Below are 14,460 nucleotides of genomic sequence, written 5' to 3' on the forward strand. Positions count from 1 at the left end.
GGCGTGCCGATGCGGATGTGGATCGGCACCAACCGGGCGCCCTGTTGACCGGGCCCCAGAGCCCGGTGGCTGTTGATGATCGCCACCGGCAGCAGGGGCACGCCGGCCCGGGCCGCCAGCAGGGCGGCGCCAGCCTGGGGATCGTTGACCCGGCCATTGCTCTGGCGGGTGCCGTCGATGAACACGCCCGTGGCCCAGCCCTCCAGCAACCGGTCGGTGGCGGTGCGGATCGCCTCCCGGTCGCTGGCGCCGCGGGACACCGGATAGGCGCCACAGGCCCGGATGATCGGCCCCAGGATCGGCACCCGAAACAGCTCGGCCTTGGCCATGAACGCCACCGGCCGGCCCAGGGCGTGGCCCAGCAGGGGCGGATCGAGGTGGGAGCCATGGTTGGCCACCACCACCAGGGCGCCCTCCATCGGCACGTTGGCATTGCCGGCGGTGCGGCCCCGGAACAGCAGCCGAAACACCGGGAACACCAGCAGATAGCTGATCAGCCGGTAGGTGAGGCTGGGCCGGGGCGTGCGGATCAGGGCCGGAGGTTCGGTGGGTTTACGGCGGCGCAGCAGCCGCTTCACGCGCCCGTTCACAGTCCGCCGTCCACGCCGAGGTCGGCGGCGCTGCCGATCTGGGCGGTGGTGATGCCCTCACAGCCGCGCTTGATCAGGCCGCTGAGCACGGCCCCGGGGCCGATTTCCACGGCGGTGGTGATGCCCAGGGCGCCGAACGTGTCCATCGTTTCGCGCCAGCGCACCCCGGTGGTCATCTGGTGAATCAGGCGGGCCTTGAGCGCAGCCCCGTTGGTTTCTGGCGTGGGGTCCGTGTTGCTGAGCACGGGGATCGCCGCGTCGGCGAAGGGCACCGCCTCCAGTTCGGCCGCAAAGGCTTCGGCCGCTGCCGCCATGAAGGGCGAGTGGAAGGCGCCACTCACCGCCAGGGGAATGGCCCGTTTGCAGGTGAGTTGGCCGCTGACGGCCGCCACCGCCTCCGGGCTGCCGGAGAGCACCACCTGGGCGCTGCTGTTGTCGTTGGCGATCACCACCCCGTCGGTGGCGGCCACCAGGGCCTCCAGCTCGCCGCGATCGAAGCCCATCACGGCGGTCATGGCGCCACCGCCCGCCGCGGCCATCAGGGTGCTGCGGGTGTGCATCAGGGCCAGGCCGGTGGCGACGTCGAACACCCCGGCCACGTGCAGGGCCACCAGCTCCCCGAGGCTGTGGCCAGCCACCACCTGGGCCGTGCGGCCCTGGGCCTTGAGCCCATCGGCCAGCAGGCTCTCAATCACAAACAGGGCAGGCTGCGTGTTGCGGGTGTCGTTGAGATCGGCCAGCTCGCCTGTGGCGCTGCCGTCGCAAATGGCCAGTAAATCCCGCCCCAGCAGCTCCGAGGCCTGGGCAAAGCGCTGCCGGGCTCCGGGAAGCTCCAGCACGGCGTCGGCCATGCCCACCTTCTGTGAGCCCTGGCCGGGAAACACCCAGGCAATGCCCATGCTGCCGCCTCTGTGGAAGTGGCAGGAGATTAGGCCTCAGCCTCCGTTGGGCCCGCCCCAGCGCAGCAGGGCAGCCCCCCAGCTCAAGCCCGCGCCAAAGCCACTGCTGGCCAGCAGATGGCCGGGCTGCACCCGGCCGTCTTTCACGGCCTCATCCAGCATCAGCGGGATCGTGGCGGCCGAGGTGTTGCCGTACAGGGCCAGGTTGCTGAGCACCTGGTCGTGGGGCATGGCGAAGCGATCGGCCACGGCATCGAGGATGCGCTGGTTGGCCTGGTGCAGCAGCAGCCAGTCGAGCTGCTCCGGGGCGGTGCCGGTGGCCTCCAGCAGCTCGCTGAGGATCGCCGGCACCTCCCGCACCGCAAATTTGTAGACCTCCTGGCCGTTCATCGCGATGGGCGCGAAGCCGCCCTGTTGGGCCGTCAGTCCCCCCAGCAAGGGGTTGTGGCGGTCCACCTGGGCCAGGGTGAGGCAGCCGTTGCGGCTGCCGTCGGAGCGCATGCGGAAGCCCAGCAGGCCGGTGGCATCGGCCGCGCAGGCCTCCACGGCCACGGCCCCCGCCCCATCGCCGAACAACACGCAGGTGCTGCGGTCGTCCCAGTCGACCCAGCGGCTGAGTTGGTCGGCTCCGATCACCAGGGCCCGCTTCATGGCGCCGCTGCCCAGGTACTGGCCGGCCGTGATCAGGGCGAACAGAAAGCCGCTGCAGGCGGCCGTGAGGTCGAAGGCCACGGCGCGGCTGGCCCCGAGGGCCCCCTGCACCCGCGGTGCCGTGCCGAACAGATCGTCGGGGCTGGAGGTGGCCAGCAGAATCAGGTCAACGTCGTCCGCGGTCCAGCCGGCGTGGTCGAGGGCGGCCTGGGCGGCCCGGCTGGCCAGGCAGGTGAGCGATTCCTCCGGTCCGGCGACCCGGCGGGCGCCGATGCCGGTGCGGGTGCGGATCCAGTCGTCGTTGGTGTCAACTCGCTCGCTGAGTTGCTGGTTGGTGATGCTGGCCGCCGGTACGGCACTGCCGCAACCCACCAGGGCCATGCCCCCCAGCACCGCTGGTGTGTTGACGCCGCCGAGTGGCACCGGATTCAGCCGACAGTGGGGTCAGTCAACCACAGTTGTCGTGAGGGCATGGAGGTTGGCCATCACGCCATGGCTGGCGGCGGAGTGGGCCAGGCGCAGGGCGCTCAGCACCGAGAGGGCCTTGCTGCTGCCGTGGCCGATCACGCACACCCCATCCACGCCGAGCAAGAGGGCACCGCCGTGTTCAGCGTGGTCGAGGCGCTTCTTGATGCGGCGCAGGTTGTTGATCAGGAAGGCGGAGCCCACCTTGCCGCGGCGGCCCCGGGGCAGCTCCTCCTTGATCACATCCAGCAGCACGCTGCCCACCGATTCGAGGAACTTCAGCAGGACGTTGCCGGTGAAGCCATCGCACACCACCACGTCGAATTCCCCGGAGAGGATGTCCCGGCCTTCGCAGTTGCCGGCGAACACAAAGCGCTCCTCTTCCGCCAGCAGGGGGTAGGTGCGCAGGCACAGCTCGTTGCCCTTGCACTCCTCCTCGCCGATGTTCACCAGCCCGATGCGGGGGTTGGCCACCTGCAGCACATCGCGGCTGTAGATGTGGCCCAGCAGGGCCCACTGGTGCAGGTAGGCCGGCTTGCAGTCCATGTTGGCGCCCACATCCAGCACCAGCACCTGCTGCTCGGTGTCCTTGGTGGGGAAGAGGGCGCCGATGGCGGGGCGATCGATGCTCTTGAGCCGGCCCAGCCGGAAGATGGCCGAGGCCATCACCGCTCCGGAGTTGCCGGCGGAATAGACGGCCGTGGCCTGGCCCTGTTTGACCAGGTCCATGGCCATGTTGATGCTGGCGTCACGCTTCTTGCGCACCACCGTGGCCTCTTCATCCATGCCCACCGAGGGGCCGCTGGCCACCAGCTGAATCAGTCCCCGGGCCACGGCCTCGTCGAGCTCCTCCTGCAGGCCCATCTCGGCCATGGCGGCCTGGAGTGGGGCCTGTTCAGCCACGAACCGCACCCGCAGGGGCAGCAGCTCGACCGCCCTCAGGCAGCCCTCCAGGATCGGGCCCGGGGCGAAGTCGCCGCCCATGCCATCCACGGCCACCCAGAGGCGGTCGGCGTCGTTGATCGGCTTGTCCTCATCGGGGCCGCCCAGGCCCCGCTGCAGGCGGCGCAACGGATCGAACACCAGCGGCTGCAGCACCGTGTTGGCCATGTTGCCGGCCACGCTGGTGGCCGCCCCGGCCGCTCCGGCCATGTTGCCGGCCATGGAGCCAGCGGTGCTGGTGGCGCTGTCCACCAGGCTGGTCACCGCAGCGTTGCGGCGATACCAGATCACCAGCCGGCGAATCGCCCGGCTGGGCTTGGCGCGCTTGTCAGGACCCTTCGGAGGCAACGGCGTCAACGATGCGTTGGAACAGATATCCGGTGCCGCGAGCCGTGAGGATCAGCTCGGGGTTGGCCGGATCATCCTCCAGTTTGGAGCGCAGCCGGGAAATATGGACATCCACCACCCGGGTGTCCACGTGGCGCTCCGGGGTATACCCCCACACGTCCTTGAGGATCTCGCCGCGGCTGAAGGGTTCGCCGCTGCGGCTCACCAGCAGCTCCAGCAGGCTGAACTCCATGCCGGTGAGCCGGATGCGTTCGTCGCCCCGGTACACCTGGCGCTTGTTGGTGTCGATGCGCAGGTCGCCCACGGTGATCACCCCGGAGTTGGGGATGCCGGCCACCGCCTCCTTCTCCACCCGGCGCAGCACGCAGCGGATGCGGGCCTCCAATTCCTTGGGGCTGAAGGGCTTGACGACGTAGTCGTCGGCGCCCAGCTCCAGGCCGGTGATGCGGTCGGCCACATCGCCCAGGGCCGTGAGCATCACGATCGGTACGTCGGATTCCTTGCGCAGCTCCTGGCAGACGCCGTAGCCATCCAGCTTCGGCATCATCACGTCGAGCACCACCAGGTCGGGCTGGCTGGTCTTGAACAGCTCCAGGGCCTCGACGCCATCGCAGGCGGTCACCACCTGGTAGCCGATCATCGACAGGCGCGTTTCCAGGATCCGGCGGATGCTGGCTTCGTCATCCACGACCAGGATCGTCTCTTTGCCGTGGTTGGTCCCGTGGATGGTGGTGGGGGCGGAAACCGTCATCGCCGCAGCCGAGCTGCTACATCAGATAGCCCCTACTGAAAAGGCCTGAGGGGCGAACGTTGCATTCAACGCCACCTTTCTTCATACAGCTCGTCGACCAGCCCCCTCGTTCCAGCCCTATCCGTGGCCAAGCCCAGCACCGTTTTCGTCTGCACCAGCTGTGGGTCCCAGACGCGCCAGTTCTTTGGGCGCTGTTCCGGTTGCGGCAGCTGGAACACCCTGGTGGAGCAGAAGGCCGCCCCGGCGGCCGACAACCGGCGGCGGCGGCCGGTGGTGGAGCCGGTGGAGGGCGCGGGCTCCGGCCAGCCGCGGCGGTCGGAGCCGATCCAGGCGGTGGGAGAGCGGCCGCTCCAGCGGCTCAGCAGCGGCTATGGCGAATTGGACCGGGTGCTGGGCGGCGGGCTGGTGCCCGGATCGCTGGTGCTGGTGGGCGGTGACCCGGGCATCGGCAAGAGCACCCTGCTGTTGCAGAGCGCCTGTTCCATGGCGGGCCGGGCCAGCGTGCTCTACGTGAGTGCCGAGGAGTCGGCCCAGCAGGTGAAGCTGCGCTGGCGCCGGCTGGCCCAGAGCGGCCTGGGTGATCCCGCTGGCGATCCTGAGGTTGGGGCCGATTTCCAGCTGCTGGCCGAAACTGACCTGGAGCTGGTGCTGCAGGAGCTCGAAGCCCTGCGGCCGGCGGTGGCCATCATCGACAGCATCCAGGCCTTGCACGATGCCGAGCTGGGCAGCGCTCCCGGTTCCGTGGCCCAGGTGCGCGACTGTGCCGCCGCCCTGGCCCGCATCGCCAAGCGCCAGGACACGGCCCTGCTGCTGGTGGGTCACGTGACCAAGGAAGGCGCCCTGGCGGGCCCGAAGGTGCTGGAGCACCTGGTGGATGCGGTGCTCACCTTCGAGGGCGATCGCTTCGCCAGCCACCGGCTGCTGCGGGCGGTGAAAAACCGCTTTGGCGCCACCCACGAGCTGGGCGTGTTCGAGATGCGCGACCGGGGCCTGGCCGAGGTGACCAACCCCAGTGAGTTGTTTCTGGGCGGTGATGAACCCAGCGCCGGCACCGCCACGATCGTGGCCTGCGAGGGCACCCGGCCCCTGGTGGTGGAGCTCCAGGCCCTGGTGAGCACCACCAGCTATGCCAGCCCGCGCCGCAGCGCCACGGGCATCGCCGCCAACCGTCTGCACCAGATCCTGGCGGTGCTGGAAAAGCACCTGGGCCTGCCGCTGTCGCGCTTCGACTGCTACCTGGCGGTGGCCGGGGGCCTGGAGGTGGAGGAGCCGGCGGCGGATCTGGGGGTGGCCGCGGCGGTGGTGGCCAGCTACCGCGACCTCACCCTGCCCCCCGGCACGGTGCTGGTGGGCGAGCTGGGCCTGGGCGGCCAGCTCCGGCCCGTGGGGCAACTGGAGCTGCGGCTGCAGGAGGCGGCGCGGTTGGGCTTCACCCGGGCGGTGGTGCCCAAGGGATCAGGGCTGGCCAAGGCCGCTGCCGGGCTGGGCCTGCAGCTGCTGGAGGCCGGCGGGGTGGCCGAGGCGCTGGTGGCGGCCCTGGGGGTGAATCCGGCGGACGACCGGGCCTGAGTGGCAGGTTCTGCATCAAGATGCGTAGCTCGCGCATTAAGATGCGCCCATGCGCACCACGCTCACCATCAGCGACGCCCTCTACGAGCAGGCGAAGGTCCAGGCCGCTCGAGAAGGCAGCACGGTGGGATCGGTGTTTGAGGCGGCGCTGCAGGCTTACCTCAACCGTGCCCACCTGCTGAAACAGGCGGCGCTGCCCCTGCTGCCAGTCCATGCCGGTGGCGTTCTGCGCCCAGGTGTTGACCTCGACGATCTCTCCACCGTGCGGGAGCTGCTCGACGAAGGGCTGCCCCTGGATCAGTTGCGCTGACCCAGATGCACTGACCCAGATGCACTGACCCAGATGCACTGCGTTGACGTGAATGTCCTGGTGCAGGCCTGTGTGGCTGCTTCACCTCGCCATGCGCTAGCCCGCTCCTGGCTGTTGGAGCATCGCGCTGAGCCCGAAGGACTGGGCCTGTTTTCCGTTGTGGTCAGCGGCTTTCTGCGGGTTGTCACCGACCGCCGCGTGTTTAGTGAGCCCCTCGATCCGGCGGAGGCCGTGGGCTTTATCGACAGCCTTTTGGCGTCTCCAGCGGTATCCGTCCTCGACCCCGGGCCGAGACATTGGGGCCTCTTCCGCCGGATGGTTCTCGATTACCGGCCCAGTTCTGTTGACATGACCGATGTCTACCTGGCGGCTGCGGCCCTGGAAGTGAATGCCACCTGGGTGTCCTTCGACCGCGGCTTTAGCCGTTTCAAGGAATTGCGCTGGCTCAATCCCGCCGATCTCTGAGCCTCAGAAATACACATCCACGCTGCCGCGGCCGCTGGTCTTGAGCCAGTTCTGGGCCTCGATGTAGTTGTTGGGGGCCAGGCGGATCGCCTTGCCCCAGAAGTCCGCGGCCTGGTCGAAGCAGCGGTCGGCCTCATCGGCATCGCCCCGCTCTTCGGCAATGGCCCCCAGGTGGTGGTGGATCACCGCCATGTTGTTGAGGGCCTGGGGCATCTTGCTGTTGAGATCCAGGGCCTGGCCGTAGAAGTCGAGTGCCTTGGCGTGCTCGCCGTTGCTGGCGAACACCAGGGCCATGTTGTAGAGGATGAAGGCCTTGTCATTGGGGTCGTCCTCGAGCTTGAGGGCTTCCTCGTAGTTCTCCAGGGCTTCGGCGTACTCCCCGTCGGCCTGGGCGCTCATGCCGTCGCGGTAGTAGGCGAAGGCCTCCTTGGCGCGCCGGTTGGTGGGCAGCACCTTGAGGATCAGGTCGGCCATCACCGTGAAGCTCTTGTCGATGAAGTTGTCGTTGCGTTGGCTGCGGGGCACGGTGACGTCGGTGGGCTGCGTGGCGCCCATCCTGACGGATCTCCCTAGCCTGAGCGGATCTGCTCCCTGCCGGCCTTGCCCACGCTTCAGGAGCCCCTTATGCAGGAGCCCCTCCCGCTGGAGCCCCTCCTGCTGGATATCGAGGGCATGAAGTGCGGCGGTTGCGTGCGGGCCGTTGAACAGCGGCTGCTCGACCAGCCCGGCGTGCGCCAGGCCAGTGTCAACCTGCTCACCCGCACCGCCTGGGTGGACGTCGTGTCGCCGGAGGCCAACCAGGGCGCCCTGCTCCAGTCTTTGGAGGGTCTGGGTTTCCACGCCCGCCTGCGGGCCAGCGAAGGCGAGTTGCCCACCCGGCGGGAGCGGCTCCAGACGCGCACCTGGTGGCAGAACTGGCGCCAGTTGGTGGTGGCCCTGGCCCTGTTGCTGGTGTCGGTGCTGGGCCATCTCGCCCTGGCCGGGCTCGGGGCGATCTGGATCCATGCCCTGGTGGCCACCGTGGCCCTGGTCGGCCCGGGTCGGCCGATCCTGGTGCGGGGCGTCCAGACGGCCCTGGCCGGCATGCCCAGCATGGACACCCTGGTGGGCCTCGGCGTGCTGAGTGCCTACCTGGCCAGCCTGGTGGCCTTTCTGTGGCCCCAGCGCGGCTGGCCCTGTTTTTTCAACGAGCCCGTGATGCTGCTGGGCTTCGTGTTGCTGGGTCGCTTCCTGGAAGAGCGTGCCCGTTTTCGCACGGGCCGGGCCTTGGAAGAGTTGGCCGAGCTCCAGCCCGACACCGCCCTGCTGCTGCTGGGTGAGGGCCCCCCGCGCCCCGTAAGGGTGGGTGGCCTGCGGCCCGGTGACCGCGTTCAGTTGCTCCCGGGCGATCGGGTGCCGGTGGATGGGGTGGTGCTCGAGGGGGCCTCGGCGGTCGATGTGTCCGGCCTCACGGGCGAACCCCTGCCGCTCCAGGCCGTCGCTGGCAGCGAGCTGGCTGCGGGCAGCCTCAACCTGGAGGCCCCCCTGGTGCTGGAGGTGCGCCGCCGCGGCGCCGACAGCGCCATTGCCCGGATCATCCACCTGGTGGAGAGGGCCCAGGCCCGCAAGGCGCCGATCCAGGGGCTGGCCGACCGGATCGCGGGCCGGTTCACCCTGGTGGTGCTGGCGCTGGCGGTGGCCACCTTGCTGTTCTGGTGGCTGCTCGGCGCCCACCTCTGGCCCCAGGTGCTCAGCCCCCACGGGGCTGGCCTGATGGGCGGCCACGGTGCCAGCCACGGGGCGATGGGCACTGCCGCCGAAACCCCCTTTGCCCTGGCCCTCCAGCTGGCCATTGCGGTGTTGGTGGTGGCCTGCCCCTGTGCCCTGGGCCTGGCGACCCCCACCGCCATCACCGTGGGTACGGGCCGTGCCGCCCGGGAGGGCCTGCTGTTCCGGGGCGGCGATGCGATCGAAACCGCCGCGGGGCTTCAGGCCATGCTGTTTGACAAGACCGGCACCCTCACCCGCGGCCGGCCCCTGGTGGCGGCGGTGCAGCCCCTGGGGGAGCTCGGGGCCGATCGGCTGGTGCAGCTGGCGGCGAGCCTTGAGACGGGCAGCCGCCATCCCCTGGGCTTTGCCCTGCTGCAGGAGGCCCAGCGCCGCGGGTTGGAGTTGCTGCCCGTGAGCGAGGCGCACACCAGCGTGGGGCAAGGGGTGGTGGGCTCGATTGATGGCCAGCGGCTGCGGGTGGGGCGGCTGGGCTGGGTTCAGGAGGCGCCCGCGCCGGAATGGCTCGCCCACCAGGCGCAGCTGGAGTGCCATGGGGCCAGTGTGTTGGCCGTGGCCGGTGAGCAGGGCTTGCTGGGGCTGGTGGCGGTGGAGGACCAGCCCCGCCCCGATGCCGCTGCCGTGCTTGCGGAGCTGCGGGCTCTGGGACTGGAGCTCGGCCTGCTCAGCGGCGATCGGCGGGAGCCGGTGCAGCAGCTGGGGGCCCGGCTGGGGTTGCGGGAGTCGGAGCTGGCCTGGGAACTGCGGCCCGAGCAGAAACTCGAGCGCATCCTGCAGCACCCGGCCCGCGGCGCCCTGGCCATGGTGGGGGATGGCATCAACGATGCCCCCGCCCTGGCCGCGGCGGATCTGGGCATTGCGGTGGGTACCGGCACCCAGATCGCCCAGGACACGGCCGATCTGGTGGTGATGGGCGACCAGCTGCAGGGCATCGTGCGCGCCGTGGTGCTGGCCCGCCAGACCATGGCCAAGGTGCGCCAGAACCTGGCCTGGGCTTTCGGTTACAACCTGATCGTGTTGCCCCTGGCCGCCGGCGTGCTGCTGCCCGGCTTCGGGGTGCTGCTCACGCCCCCCCTGGCGGCCCTGTTGATGGCGATGAGCTCGATCACGGTGGTGGCCAATGCCCTGCTGCTGCAGGATGGGGCCCACCCTTCCCGCTGATTTCCAGGTGGCAGAACCGGCCATGGGCCCCCGAGGCCGGTTCGTGGTGCTGGAAGGCATCGATGGCTGTGGCAAGAGCACCCAGCTGGAGGCCCTGCGCACCTGGTTGCCGGGCAGTGGCCTGCTGGCACCGGGAGCCGAGCTGGTTGTGACCCGGGAGCCGGGGGGCACAGCCCTGGGCGCCGCCCTGCGCCAGCTGCTCTTGCATCCCCCGGGCGAGGCGGCCCCGGAACCGATGGCCGAGTTGCTGCTCTACGCCGCCGACCGGGCCCAGCATGTGGAGCAGCTGATCCGGCCTGCCCTGGCGGCGGGCCACTGGGTGCTCAGCGACCGCTTCAGTGGCTCCACTGCCGCTTACCAGGGCCATGGCCGCGGCCTCGACCGAGCTCGCATCGCCCAGCTCGAGCAGCTGGCCACCGGTGGCCTGGCTCCCGATCTCACCCTCTGGTTGGCGTTGCCCCTGGCGGAATCCCTGCGCCGCCGCGGCGATCGCGCCGCCGATCGCATCGAGGCCAGTGGCGAGGCCTTCCTGCAGCGGGTGGTGACGGGCTTTGAGCTGCTGGCCTGCGAGCGCGGTTGGTGGCGCGTCGATGCCACCCAGCCGCCGGCGCGGGTGGCCGAGGTCTGCCGTGCCGCGCTGGTCCACCTGGCGTCCTGCCCGTGACGGCCCTGTTCGACGACCTGCTCGGCCAGCCCAGGGCCGTGGCCCTGCTGGAGGCCTCCCTGGCCCAGGGGCGGCTCGCACCGGCCTATCTGTTTGCCGGCCCGGATGGGGTGGGCCGGCGGCTGGCGGCCCTGCGCTTCCTGGAGGGGGTGCTGGCGGGCCCGGACGGCGCTGCCGCCACCCGTCGGCGCCTGCAGGAGGGCAACCACCCCGACCTGCTCTGGGTGGAGCCCACCTACCAGGACAAGGGCCAGCTGGTGCCCGCCTCCAAGGCGGAGGAGCTGGGCTTGGCCCGGCGGGCGGCGCCCCAGCTGCGCCTGGAGCAAATCCGGGAGGTGTCGCGGTTCCTGTCCCGCCGAGCCGTGGAGGCCAAGGGCTGCCTGGTGGTGCTCGAGGGGGCCGAGGCGATGGCCGAGGGGGCGGCCAATGCCCTGCTCAAAACCCTGGAAGAGCCCGGCGATGGCCTGCTGATCCTGATCGCGGCCGCACCGGATCAGCTGCTCACCACGATCCGCTCCCGCTGCCAGCAGATCCCCTTCACCCGGCTGAGCCCCAGCCAGCTGGCCACGGTGCTGGAGCGCTGCGGCGAGGCGGGGATTGGCGATGACCCGCCGCTCCTGCTGGAGCTGGCCGCCGGCTCCCCGGGGGCGTTGCTGCGCTGCCGTCAGGCCTGGGCTGCCCTGCCGGAGGGGCTGGCCGACCGTCTGCTGGGCTTGGCCGCGTCGGCCGATCCGTTGCAGGCCCTGGCCCTGGCCAGGGATCTGGCCGAGGCCCTCGATGCCGAGCAGCAGCTGTGGCTGCTGGGCTGGTGGCAGTTGGCCCTCTGGCGCCGTCAGGCCCCGCTGGCCCAGCTGCAGCGCCTTGAACGGCTGCGCAGCCAGTTGCGCTCCTATGTGCAGCCCCGGCTGGCCTGGGAGGTGGCCCTGCTGGAACTGGCCGGCCTCTGAGCGTCCAAAGGCGGGGCCGGGGCCGCGCGATCAGCTGGCCTGGGCTTGGCGGGCTTCGTGGATCAGGGGCACCAGGTCGGCCACCTGGTCGTCGCTGGGCAGCTCCAGGCAGTAGCCCGCGCCGTAGACGGTTTTGATGAAGCGGGGTTTGCGGGGATCGGGCTCGAGCTTGGTACGCAGGTGCCGCACGTGCACGCGGATCGTTTCGATGTCGTCGTCCGGTTCGTAGCCCCACACCTCCTTGAGGATCAGCGAGGGAGCCACGGTCTGGCCGTGGCGCTGCAGGAGGCAATGGAGCAGCTCAAACTCGAGGTGGGTCAGGCGCACCGGGGCATCGAACCAGATGGCTTCAAACCGCTCGGGCACCAGGGTGAGGCAGCCGTAGCTGAGGATTTCGTTGTGCTTGGCCGAGAGGGGGGCATGGTCGCTGCGGCGCAGCAGGGCCTTGACCCGCACCATCAGCTCTTCGAGGTCGAAGGGTTTGGCGAGGTAGTCGTCGGCTCCGGAGTTGAAGCCGCTCACCTTGTCCTTGATGCTCCCCAGGGCAGTGAGCATCAGGATCGGGATCTTGGCGGTGCGCTCATCCCGCCGCAGGCGCTGGCAGAGGGTGAGCCCGTCCACCTTCGGCAGCATCAGATCCAGCAGGATCAGATCCGGGCTGTATTGGAGGGCCAGGGCCTGGCCCTTGATGCCGTCATCGGCCCGTTGCACGTCAAACCCACCGTGCTCGAGGTGGCCTGCCACCAGCTCGCGCATGTCGCTGTCGTCTTCGATCAGCAGGATGCAGGGCTTCATGGCAACAGGCGGGGAGCGTTAGCGGTGGACGTCAGGAGATGTACGTCAAGCCGTGAATCAATCGCTACCGCTGCAGCGAATTTGACTGCATTTTCTCCGTTTTTGCCCTGACGGCGAGAGCCTGCTTGGGGGCGGGGTGCGCTCCGGAGCCCCGTTTGGGGGTTCCGGGCTCTGGTCTGGGCCTCGGCAGACGGCTGAAATCCAGTGCTCGCCTGCAGCGAGCCGGAGGATTCGGCCTGAGGATCTTCAGGATTTTTTAGGAGTTCAATGTTGCGGCCCGGTTGCGGCCGGCGGCTGGGCGCCCATAAAAAAACCGCAACCCGAAGGCTGCGGTTGATCAAAAACTCCCCGGGCGGGATTCGAACCTGCGACCAATCGATTAACAGTCGATCGCTCTACCGCTGAGCTACCGAGGAATACGCCGGAAGAATCCGGTCCGAAGACCTTACCCCTCAGGCCCGCCGCCCTGCAAGGGGGCCAGCTGGGTGGCCAGAGACGGGCCGTTTTGCCATCGCCCGACGGCACCGTGCTCCATCAGGGCGGCGCCATCACAGCGCTTCAGCTCCTCGAGGCGGTGGGTGATCCACAGGGCGGTGAGGGGTGCCTCGGGGCGATGGGTGAGCTGCCACAGCAGCTCCAGCACGTCGCGCTGGCTGTCGGGATCGAGCAGGGCCGTGGGTTCATCGAGCAGCACCAGCTCCGCTTCGCTGGCCAGGGCTCCGGCAATCGCCAACCGTTGTTTCTGGCCACCACTGAGCGTGTGGATCGGCCGCTCACCCAGCTCCGCCAATCCCACCTGCTCGAGGGCCTGGGCCACCCGGTGGCGGCGGGCGTCGTCGCTGAGATCGGCGGGCAGGCCGAGTTGCAGGTCGCTGGCGCAGCTGGGCAGCAGCAGCTGGTGATCGGGGTTCTGGAACACCAGGGCCGCCTTGCCGGACACCTGGATGCGGCCATTTCTGGGCTCCAGTAGGCCGGCCACCAGCCGCAGCAGGGTGCTCTTGCCGCTGCCGTTGCTGCCCACCAGCATCCACAGGCCCGGCTGGGGAATCTGCAGGGTGCAGTGGCGCAGTGCGGGGCGACCGTTCGGCCAGGCAAAGCTGAGCCGCTCCACGGTGAGGGGGGGGACCATGGCCTGGGGAGTTCAGCCTTCGAAGCTGAACCCGGGGCGCTTGCCGCCGCTGCCCGCCGCCGACTTCTCATAGAGCTGAACGGCCACCACTTCGCTGCTCAGCAGGCTGATCCGCTTCTCCTCTTCCTTTTCGCAGCTGAGCTCCAGCACCCGCGGGCCCTCCCCCTCGAGGGCCTGGCGCACCTGGCCGTAGACGGCCTGGGCGTCGGCCAGCTCCTTGCGCTGCACGGCAACGGGCATGGGGCTGAGCTTGAGGGAGAGCTCGACGACGTACATGGAAGGGGAAGGGGGCTGGCCCCACTGTGGCGAATTCAGTCCCGGATGGGGCCTTAGGTAAAAGTGCTTACTCTTCGGCCGGGCTTGCGCACTTGACGGCTGCGCCCCGTAGAGTTCCGTTGTAACGCTTCATGAAGCCGCTCTCATGACGATCGCTTTAGGGCGCGCGCCGCAGCGGGGATGGTTCGACGTCCTCGATGACTGGCTCAAGCGCGACCGCTTCGTATTTGTGGGTTGGTCGGGTCTGCTCCTGTTCCCCACCGCCTATCTGGCGCTGGGTGGCTGGCTGACCGGCACCACCTTTGTCACCTCCTGGTACACCCACGGCATTGCCAGCTCCTACCTGGAGGGCTGCAACTTCCTCACCGCCGCCGTCAGCACCCCTGCTGATGCGATGGGCCACAGCCTGCTGTTGCTCTGGGGCCCTGAGGCCCAAGGCGACTTCGTGCGCTGGTGCCAGCTCGGTGGCCTCTGGCCCTTCGTGGCCCTGCACGGCGCCTTCGCCCTGATCGGCTTCATGCTGCGTCAGTTCGAGATCGCCCGCCTGGTGGGCATCCGCCCCTACAACGCCATCGCCTTCTCGGGCCCGATCGCGGTGTTCGTCAGTGTTTTCCTGATGTACCCCCTCGGCCAGAGCAGCTGGTTCTTCGCTCCCTCCTTCGGGGTGGCCGCGATCTTCCGCTTCCTGCTCTTCCTGCAGGGCTTCCACAACTGGACGCTGAATCCCTTCC

At 69.4% G+C, this 14,460-nt stretch carries 15 protein-coding genes, 1 tRNA gene and 1 pseudogene; 7 read left to right on the forward strand and 10 right to left on the reverse strand.

Annotated features, from left to right (window positions below; all coding sequences use genetic code 11):
- The 5 genes from KBY71_RS11970 to rpaB form a co-directional block, all read right to left on the reverse strand.
- Nucleotides 1-578, reverse strand: a 578-nt coding sequence (locus KBY71_RS11970; protein ID WP_254929134.1) for a 1-acyl-sn-glycerol-3-phosphate acyltransferase, incomplete at its 3' end; no start/stop codon positions are given.
- Between the two features lie 8 nt (nt 579-586).
- The gene (gene fabD, locus KBY71_RS11975) at nt 587-1,489 is read right to left on the reverse strand and encodes an ACP S-malonyltransferase (protein ID WP_254929135.1); all 903 of its coding nucleotides are present in this window, start codon (nt 1,487-1,489) and stop codon (nt 587-589) included.
- A 36-nt stretch (nt 1,490-1,525) separates the two neighbouring features.
- The gene (locus tag KBY71_RS11980) at nt 1,526-2,521 is read right to left on the reverse strand and encodes a beta-ketoacyl-ACP synthase III (RefSeq protein WP_254929142.1); all 996 of its coding nucleotides are present in this window, start codon (nt 2,519-2,521) and stop codon (nt 1,526-1,528) included.
- A 63-nt stretch (nt 2,522-2,584) separates the two neighbouring features.
- The gene (gene plsX, locus KBY71_RS11985) at nt 2,585-3,895 is read right to left on the reverse strand and encodes a phosphate acyltransferase PlsX (RefSeq protein WP_254929143.1); all 1,311 of its coding nucleotides are present in this window, start codon (nt 3,893-3,895) and stop codon (nt 2,585-2,587) included.
- Nucleotides 3,876-4,646 carry a response regulator transcription factor RpaB gene (gene rpaB / locus KBY71_RS11990; protein WP_190390280.1) on the reverse strand — a complete coding sequence of 257 codons (771 nt, stop codon included), beginning with the start codon at nt 4,644-4,646 and terminating at the stop codon, nt 3,876-3,878. The genes plsX and rpaB overlap by 20 nt, the downstream gene beginning before the upstream one ends.
- Nucleotides 4,647-4,769: 123 nt before the next feature.
- On the opposite strand from rpaB, the gene radA reads away from it, so the two are divergent.
- From radA to KBY71_RS12005, 3 genes are read left to right on the forward strand one after another with little or no spacing between them, the layout of a single operon-like run.
- Nucleotides 4,770-6,215, forward strand: coding sequence for a DNA repair protein RadA (gene radA / locus KBY71_RS11995; RefSeq protein ID WP_254929136.1), 1,446 nt, complete (start codon nt 4,770-4,772; stop codon nt 6,213-6,215).
- A gap of 49 nt (nt 6,216-6,264) precedes the next feature.
- Nucleotides 6,265-6,525, forward strand: a complete 261-nt coding sequence (locus KBY71_RS12000) for a hypothetical protein (RefSeq protein ID WP_254929137.1) — start codon at nt 6,265-6,267, stop codon at nt 6,523-6,525.
- A 33-nt stretch (nt 6,526-6,558) separates the two neighbouring features.
- Nucleotides 6,559-6,990: a TA system VapC family ribonuclease toxin gene (locus KBY71_RS12005; RefSeq protein WP_254929138.1), complete on the forward strand. Its 432-nt coding sequence runs from the start codon at nt 6,559-6,561 to the stop codon at nt 6,988-6,990.
- A gap of 3 nt (nt 6,991-6,993) precedes the next feature.
- On the opposite strand, the gene KBY71_RS12010 is transcribed toward KBY71_RS12005, so the two are convergent.
- Nucleotides 6,994-7,515 (reverse strand): photosystem I assembly protein Ycf3, encoded by a 522-nt coding sequence (locus KBY71_RS12010; RefSeq protein WP_254929144.1) that lies wholly within the window; start codon nt 7,513-7,515, stop codon nt 6,994-6,996.
- A gap of 99 nt (nt 7,516-7,614) precedes the next feature.
- Between KBY71_RS12010 and KBY71_RS12015 the strand changes: the two genes are divergently transcribed.
- The 3 genes from KBY71_RS12015 to KBY71_RS12025 are packed head-to-tail and all read left to right on the forward strand — an operon-like array spanning nt 7,615 to nt 11,529.
- A complete protein-coding gene (locus KBY71_RS12015) occupies nt 7,615-9,918 on the forward strand; it encodes a cation-translocating P-type ATPase (RefSeq protein WP_254929145.1) in 2,304 nt (767 codons plus the stop codon).
- A 22-nt stretch (nt 9,919-9,940) separates the two neighbouring features.
- Nucleotides 9,941-10,582, forward strand: a complete 642-nt coding sequence (gene tmk / locus KBY71_RS12020; RefSeq protein WP_254929146.1) for a dTMP kinase — start codon at nt 9,941-9,943, stop codon at nt 10,580-10,582.
- Nucleotides 10,579-11,529 carry a DNA polymerase III subunit delta' gene (locus KBY71_RS12025; protein WP_254929139.1) on the forward strand — a complete coding sequence of 317 codons (951 nt, stop codon included), beginning with the start codon at nt 10,579-10,581 and terminating at the stop codon, nt 11,527-11,529. Before tmk ends, KBY71_RS12025 begins: the two co-directional genes overlap by 4 nt.
- Nucleotides 11,530-11,559: 30 nt before the next feature.
- On the opposite strand, the gene KBY71_RS12030 is transcribed toward KBY71_RS12025, so the two are convergent.
- From KBY71_RS12030 to KBY71_RS12045, 4 genes are all read right to left on the reverse strand, one after another.
- On the reverse strand, nt 11,560-12,324 hold the full coding sequence (locus tag KBY71_RS12030; protein WP_254929140.1) for a response regulator transcription factor: 765 nt from the start codon (nt 12,322-12,324) through the stop codon (nt 11,560-11,562).
- A 344-nt stretch (nt 12,325-12,668) separates the two neighbouring features.
- Nucleotides 12,669-12,740, reverse strand: a tRNA-Asn gene (locus tag KBY71_RS12035).
- A 29-nt stretch (nt 12,741-12,769) separates the two neighbouring features.
- On the reverse strand, nt 12,770-13,453 hold the full coding sequence (locus KBY71_RS12040; RefSeq protein ID WP_254929141.1) for an ABC transporter ATP-binding protein: 684 nt from the start codon (nt 13,451-13,453) through the stop codon (nt 12,770-12,772).
- A 12-nt stretch (nt 13,454-13,465) separates the two neighbouring features.
- Nucleotides 13,466-13,729, reverse strand: a complete 264-nt coding sequence (locus tag KBY71_RS12045; RefSeq protein WP_190390274.1) for a hypothetical protein — start codon at nt 13,727-13,729, stop codon at nt 13,466-13,468.
- Nucleotides 13,730-13,874: 145 nt separating this feature from the next.
- Between KBY71_RS12045 and KBY71_RS12050 the strand changes: the two are divergent.
- A pseudogene (locus KBY71_RS12050) lies at nt 13,875-14,460 on the forward strand (photosystem II D2 protein (photosystem q(a) protein)); the annotation flags it as partial.

The organism is Cyanobium sp. T1B-Tous (genome assembly GCF_024345475.1).
In the GTDB taxonomy this organism is placed as follows: domain Bacteria; phylum Cyanobacteriota; class Cyanobacteriia; order PCC-6307; family Cyanobiaceae; genus Cyanobium_A.

Excerpts from the sequence above, each read along its gene's own strand:
- fabD (WP_254929135.1), bottom strand. The coding sequence starts at position 1,489 with ATGGGCATTGCCTGGGTGTTTCCCGGCCAGGGCTCACAGAAGGTGGGC.
- KBY71_RS11980 (WP_254929142.1), bottom strand. The coding sequence starts at position 2,521 with ATGGCCCTGGTGGGTTGCGGCAGTGCCGTACCGGCGGCCAGCATCACC.
- rpaB (WP_190390280.1), bottom strand. The coding sequence starts at position 4,646 with ATGACGGTTTCCGCCCCCACCACCATCCACGGGACCAACCACGGCAAA.
- KBY71_RS12000 (WP_254929137.1), top strand. The coding sequence starts at position 6,265 with ATGCGCACCACGCTCACCATCAGCGACGCCCTCTACGAGCAGGCGAAG.
- KBY71_RS12005 (WP_254929138.1), top strand. The coding sequence starts at position 6,559 with ATGCACTGCGTTGACGTGAATGTCCTGGTGCAGGCCTGTGTGGCTGCT.
- KBY71_RS12015 (WP_254929145.1), top strand. The coding sequence starts at position 7,615 with ATGCAGGAGCCCCTCCCGCTGGAGCCCCTCCTGCTGGATATCGAGGGC.
- tmk (WP_254929146.1), top strand. The coding sequence starts at position 9,941 with ATGGGCCCCCGAGGCCGGTTCGTGGTGCTGGAAGGCATCGATGGCTGT.
- KBY71_RS12030 (WP_254929140.1), bottom strand. The coding sequence starts at position 12,324 with ATGAAGCCCTGCATCCTGCTGATCGAAGACGACAGCGACATGCGCGAG.
- KBY71_RS12040 (WP_254929141.1), bottom strand. The coding sequence starts at position 13,453 with ATGGTCCCCCCCCTCACCGTGGAGCGGCTCAGCTTTGCCTGGCCGAAC.
- KBY71_RS12045 (WP_190390274.1), bottom strand. The coding sequence starts at position 13,729 with ATGTACGTCGTCGAGCTCTCCCTCAAGCTCAGCCCCATGCCCGTTGCC.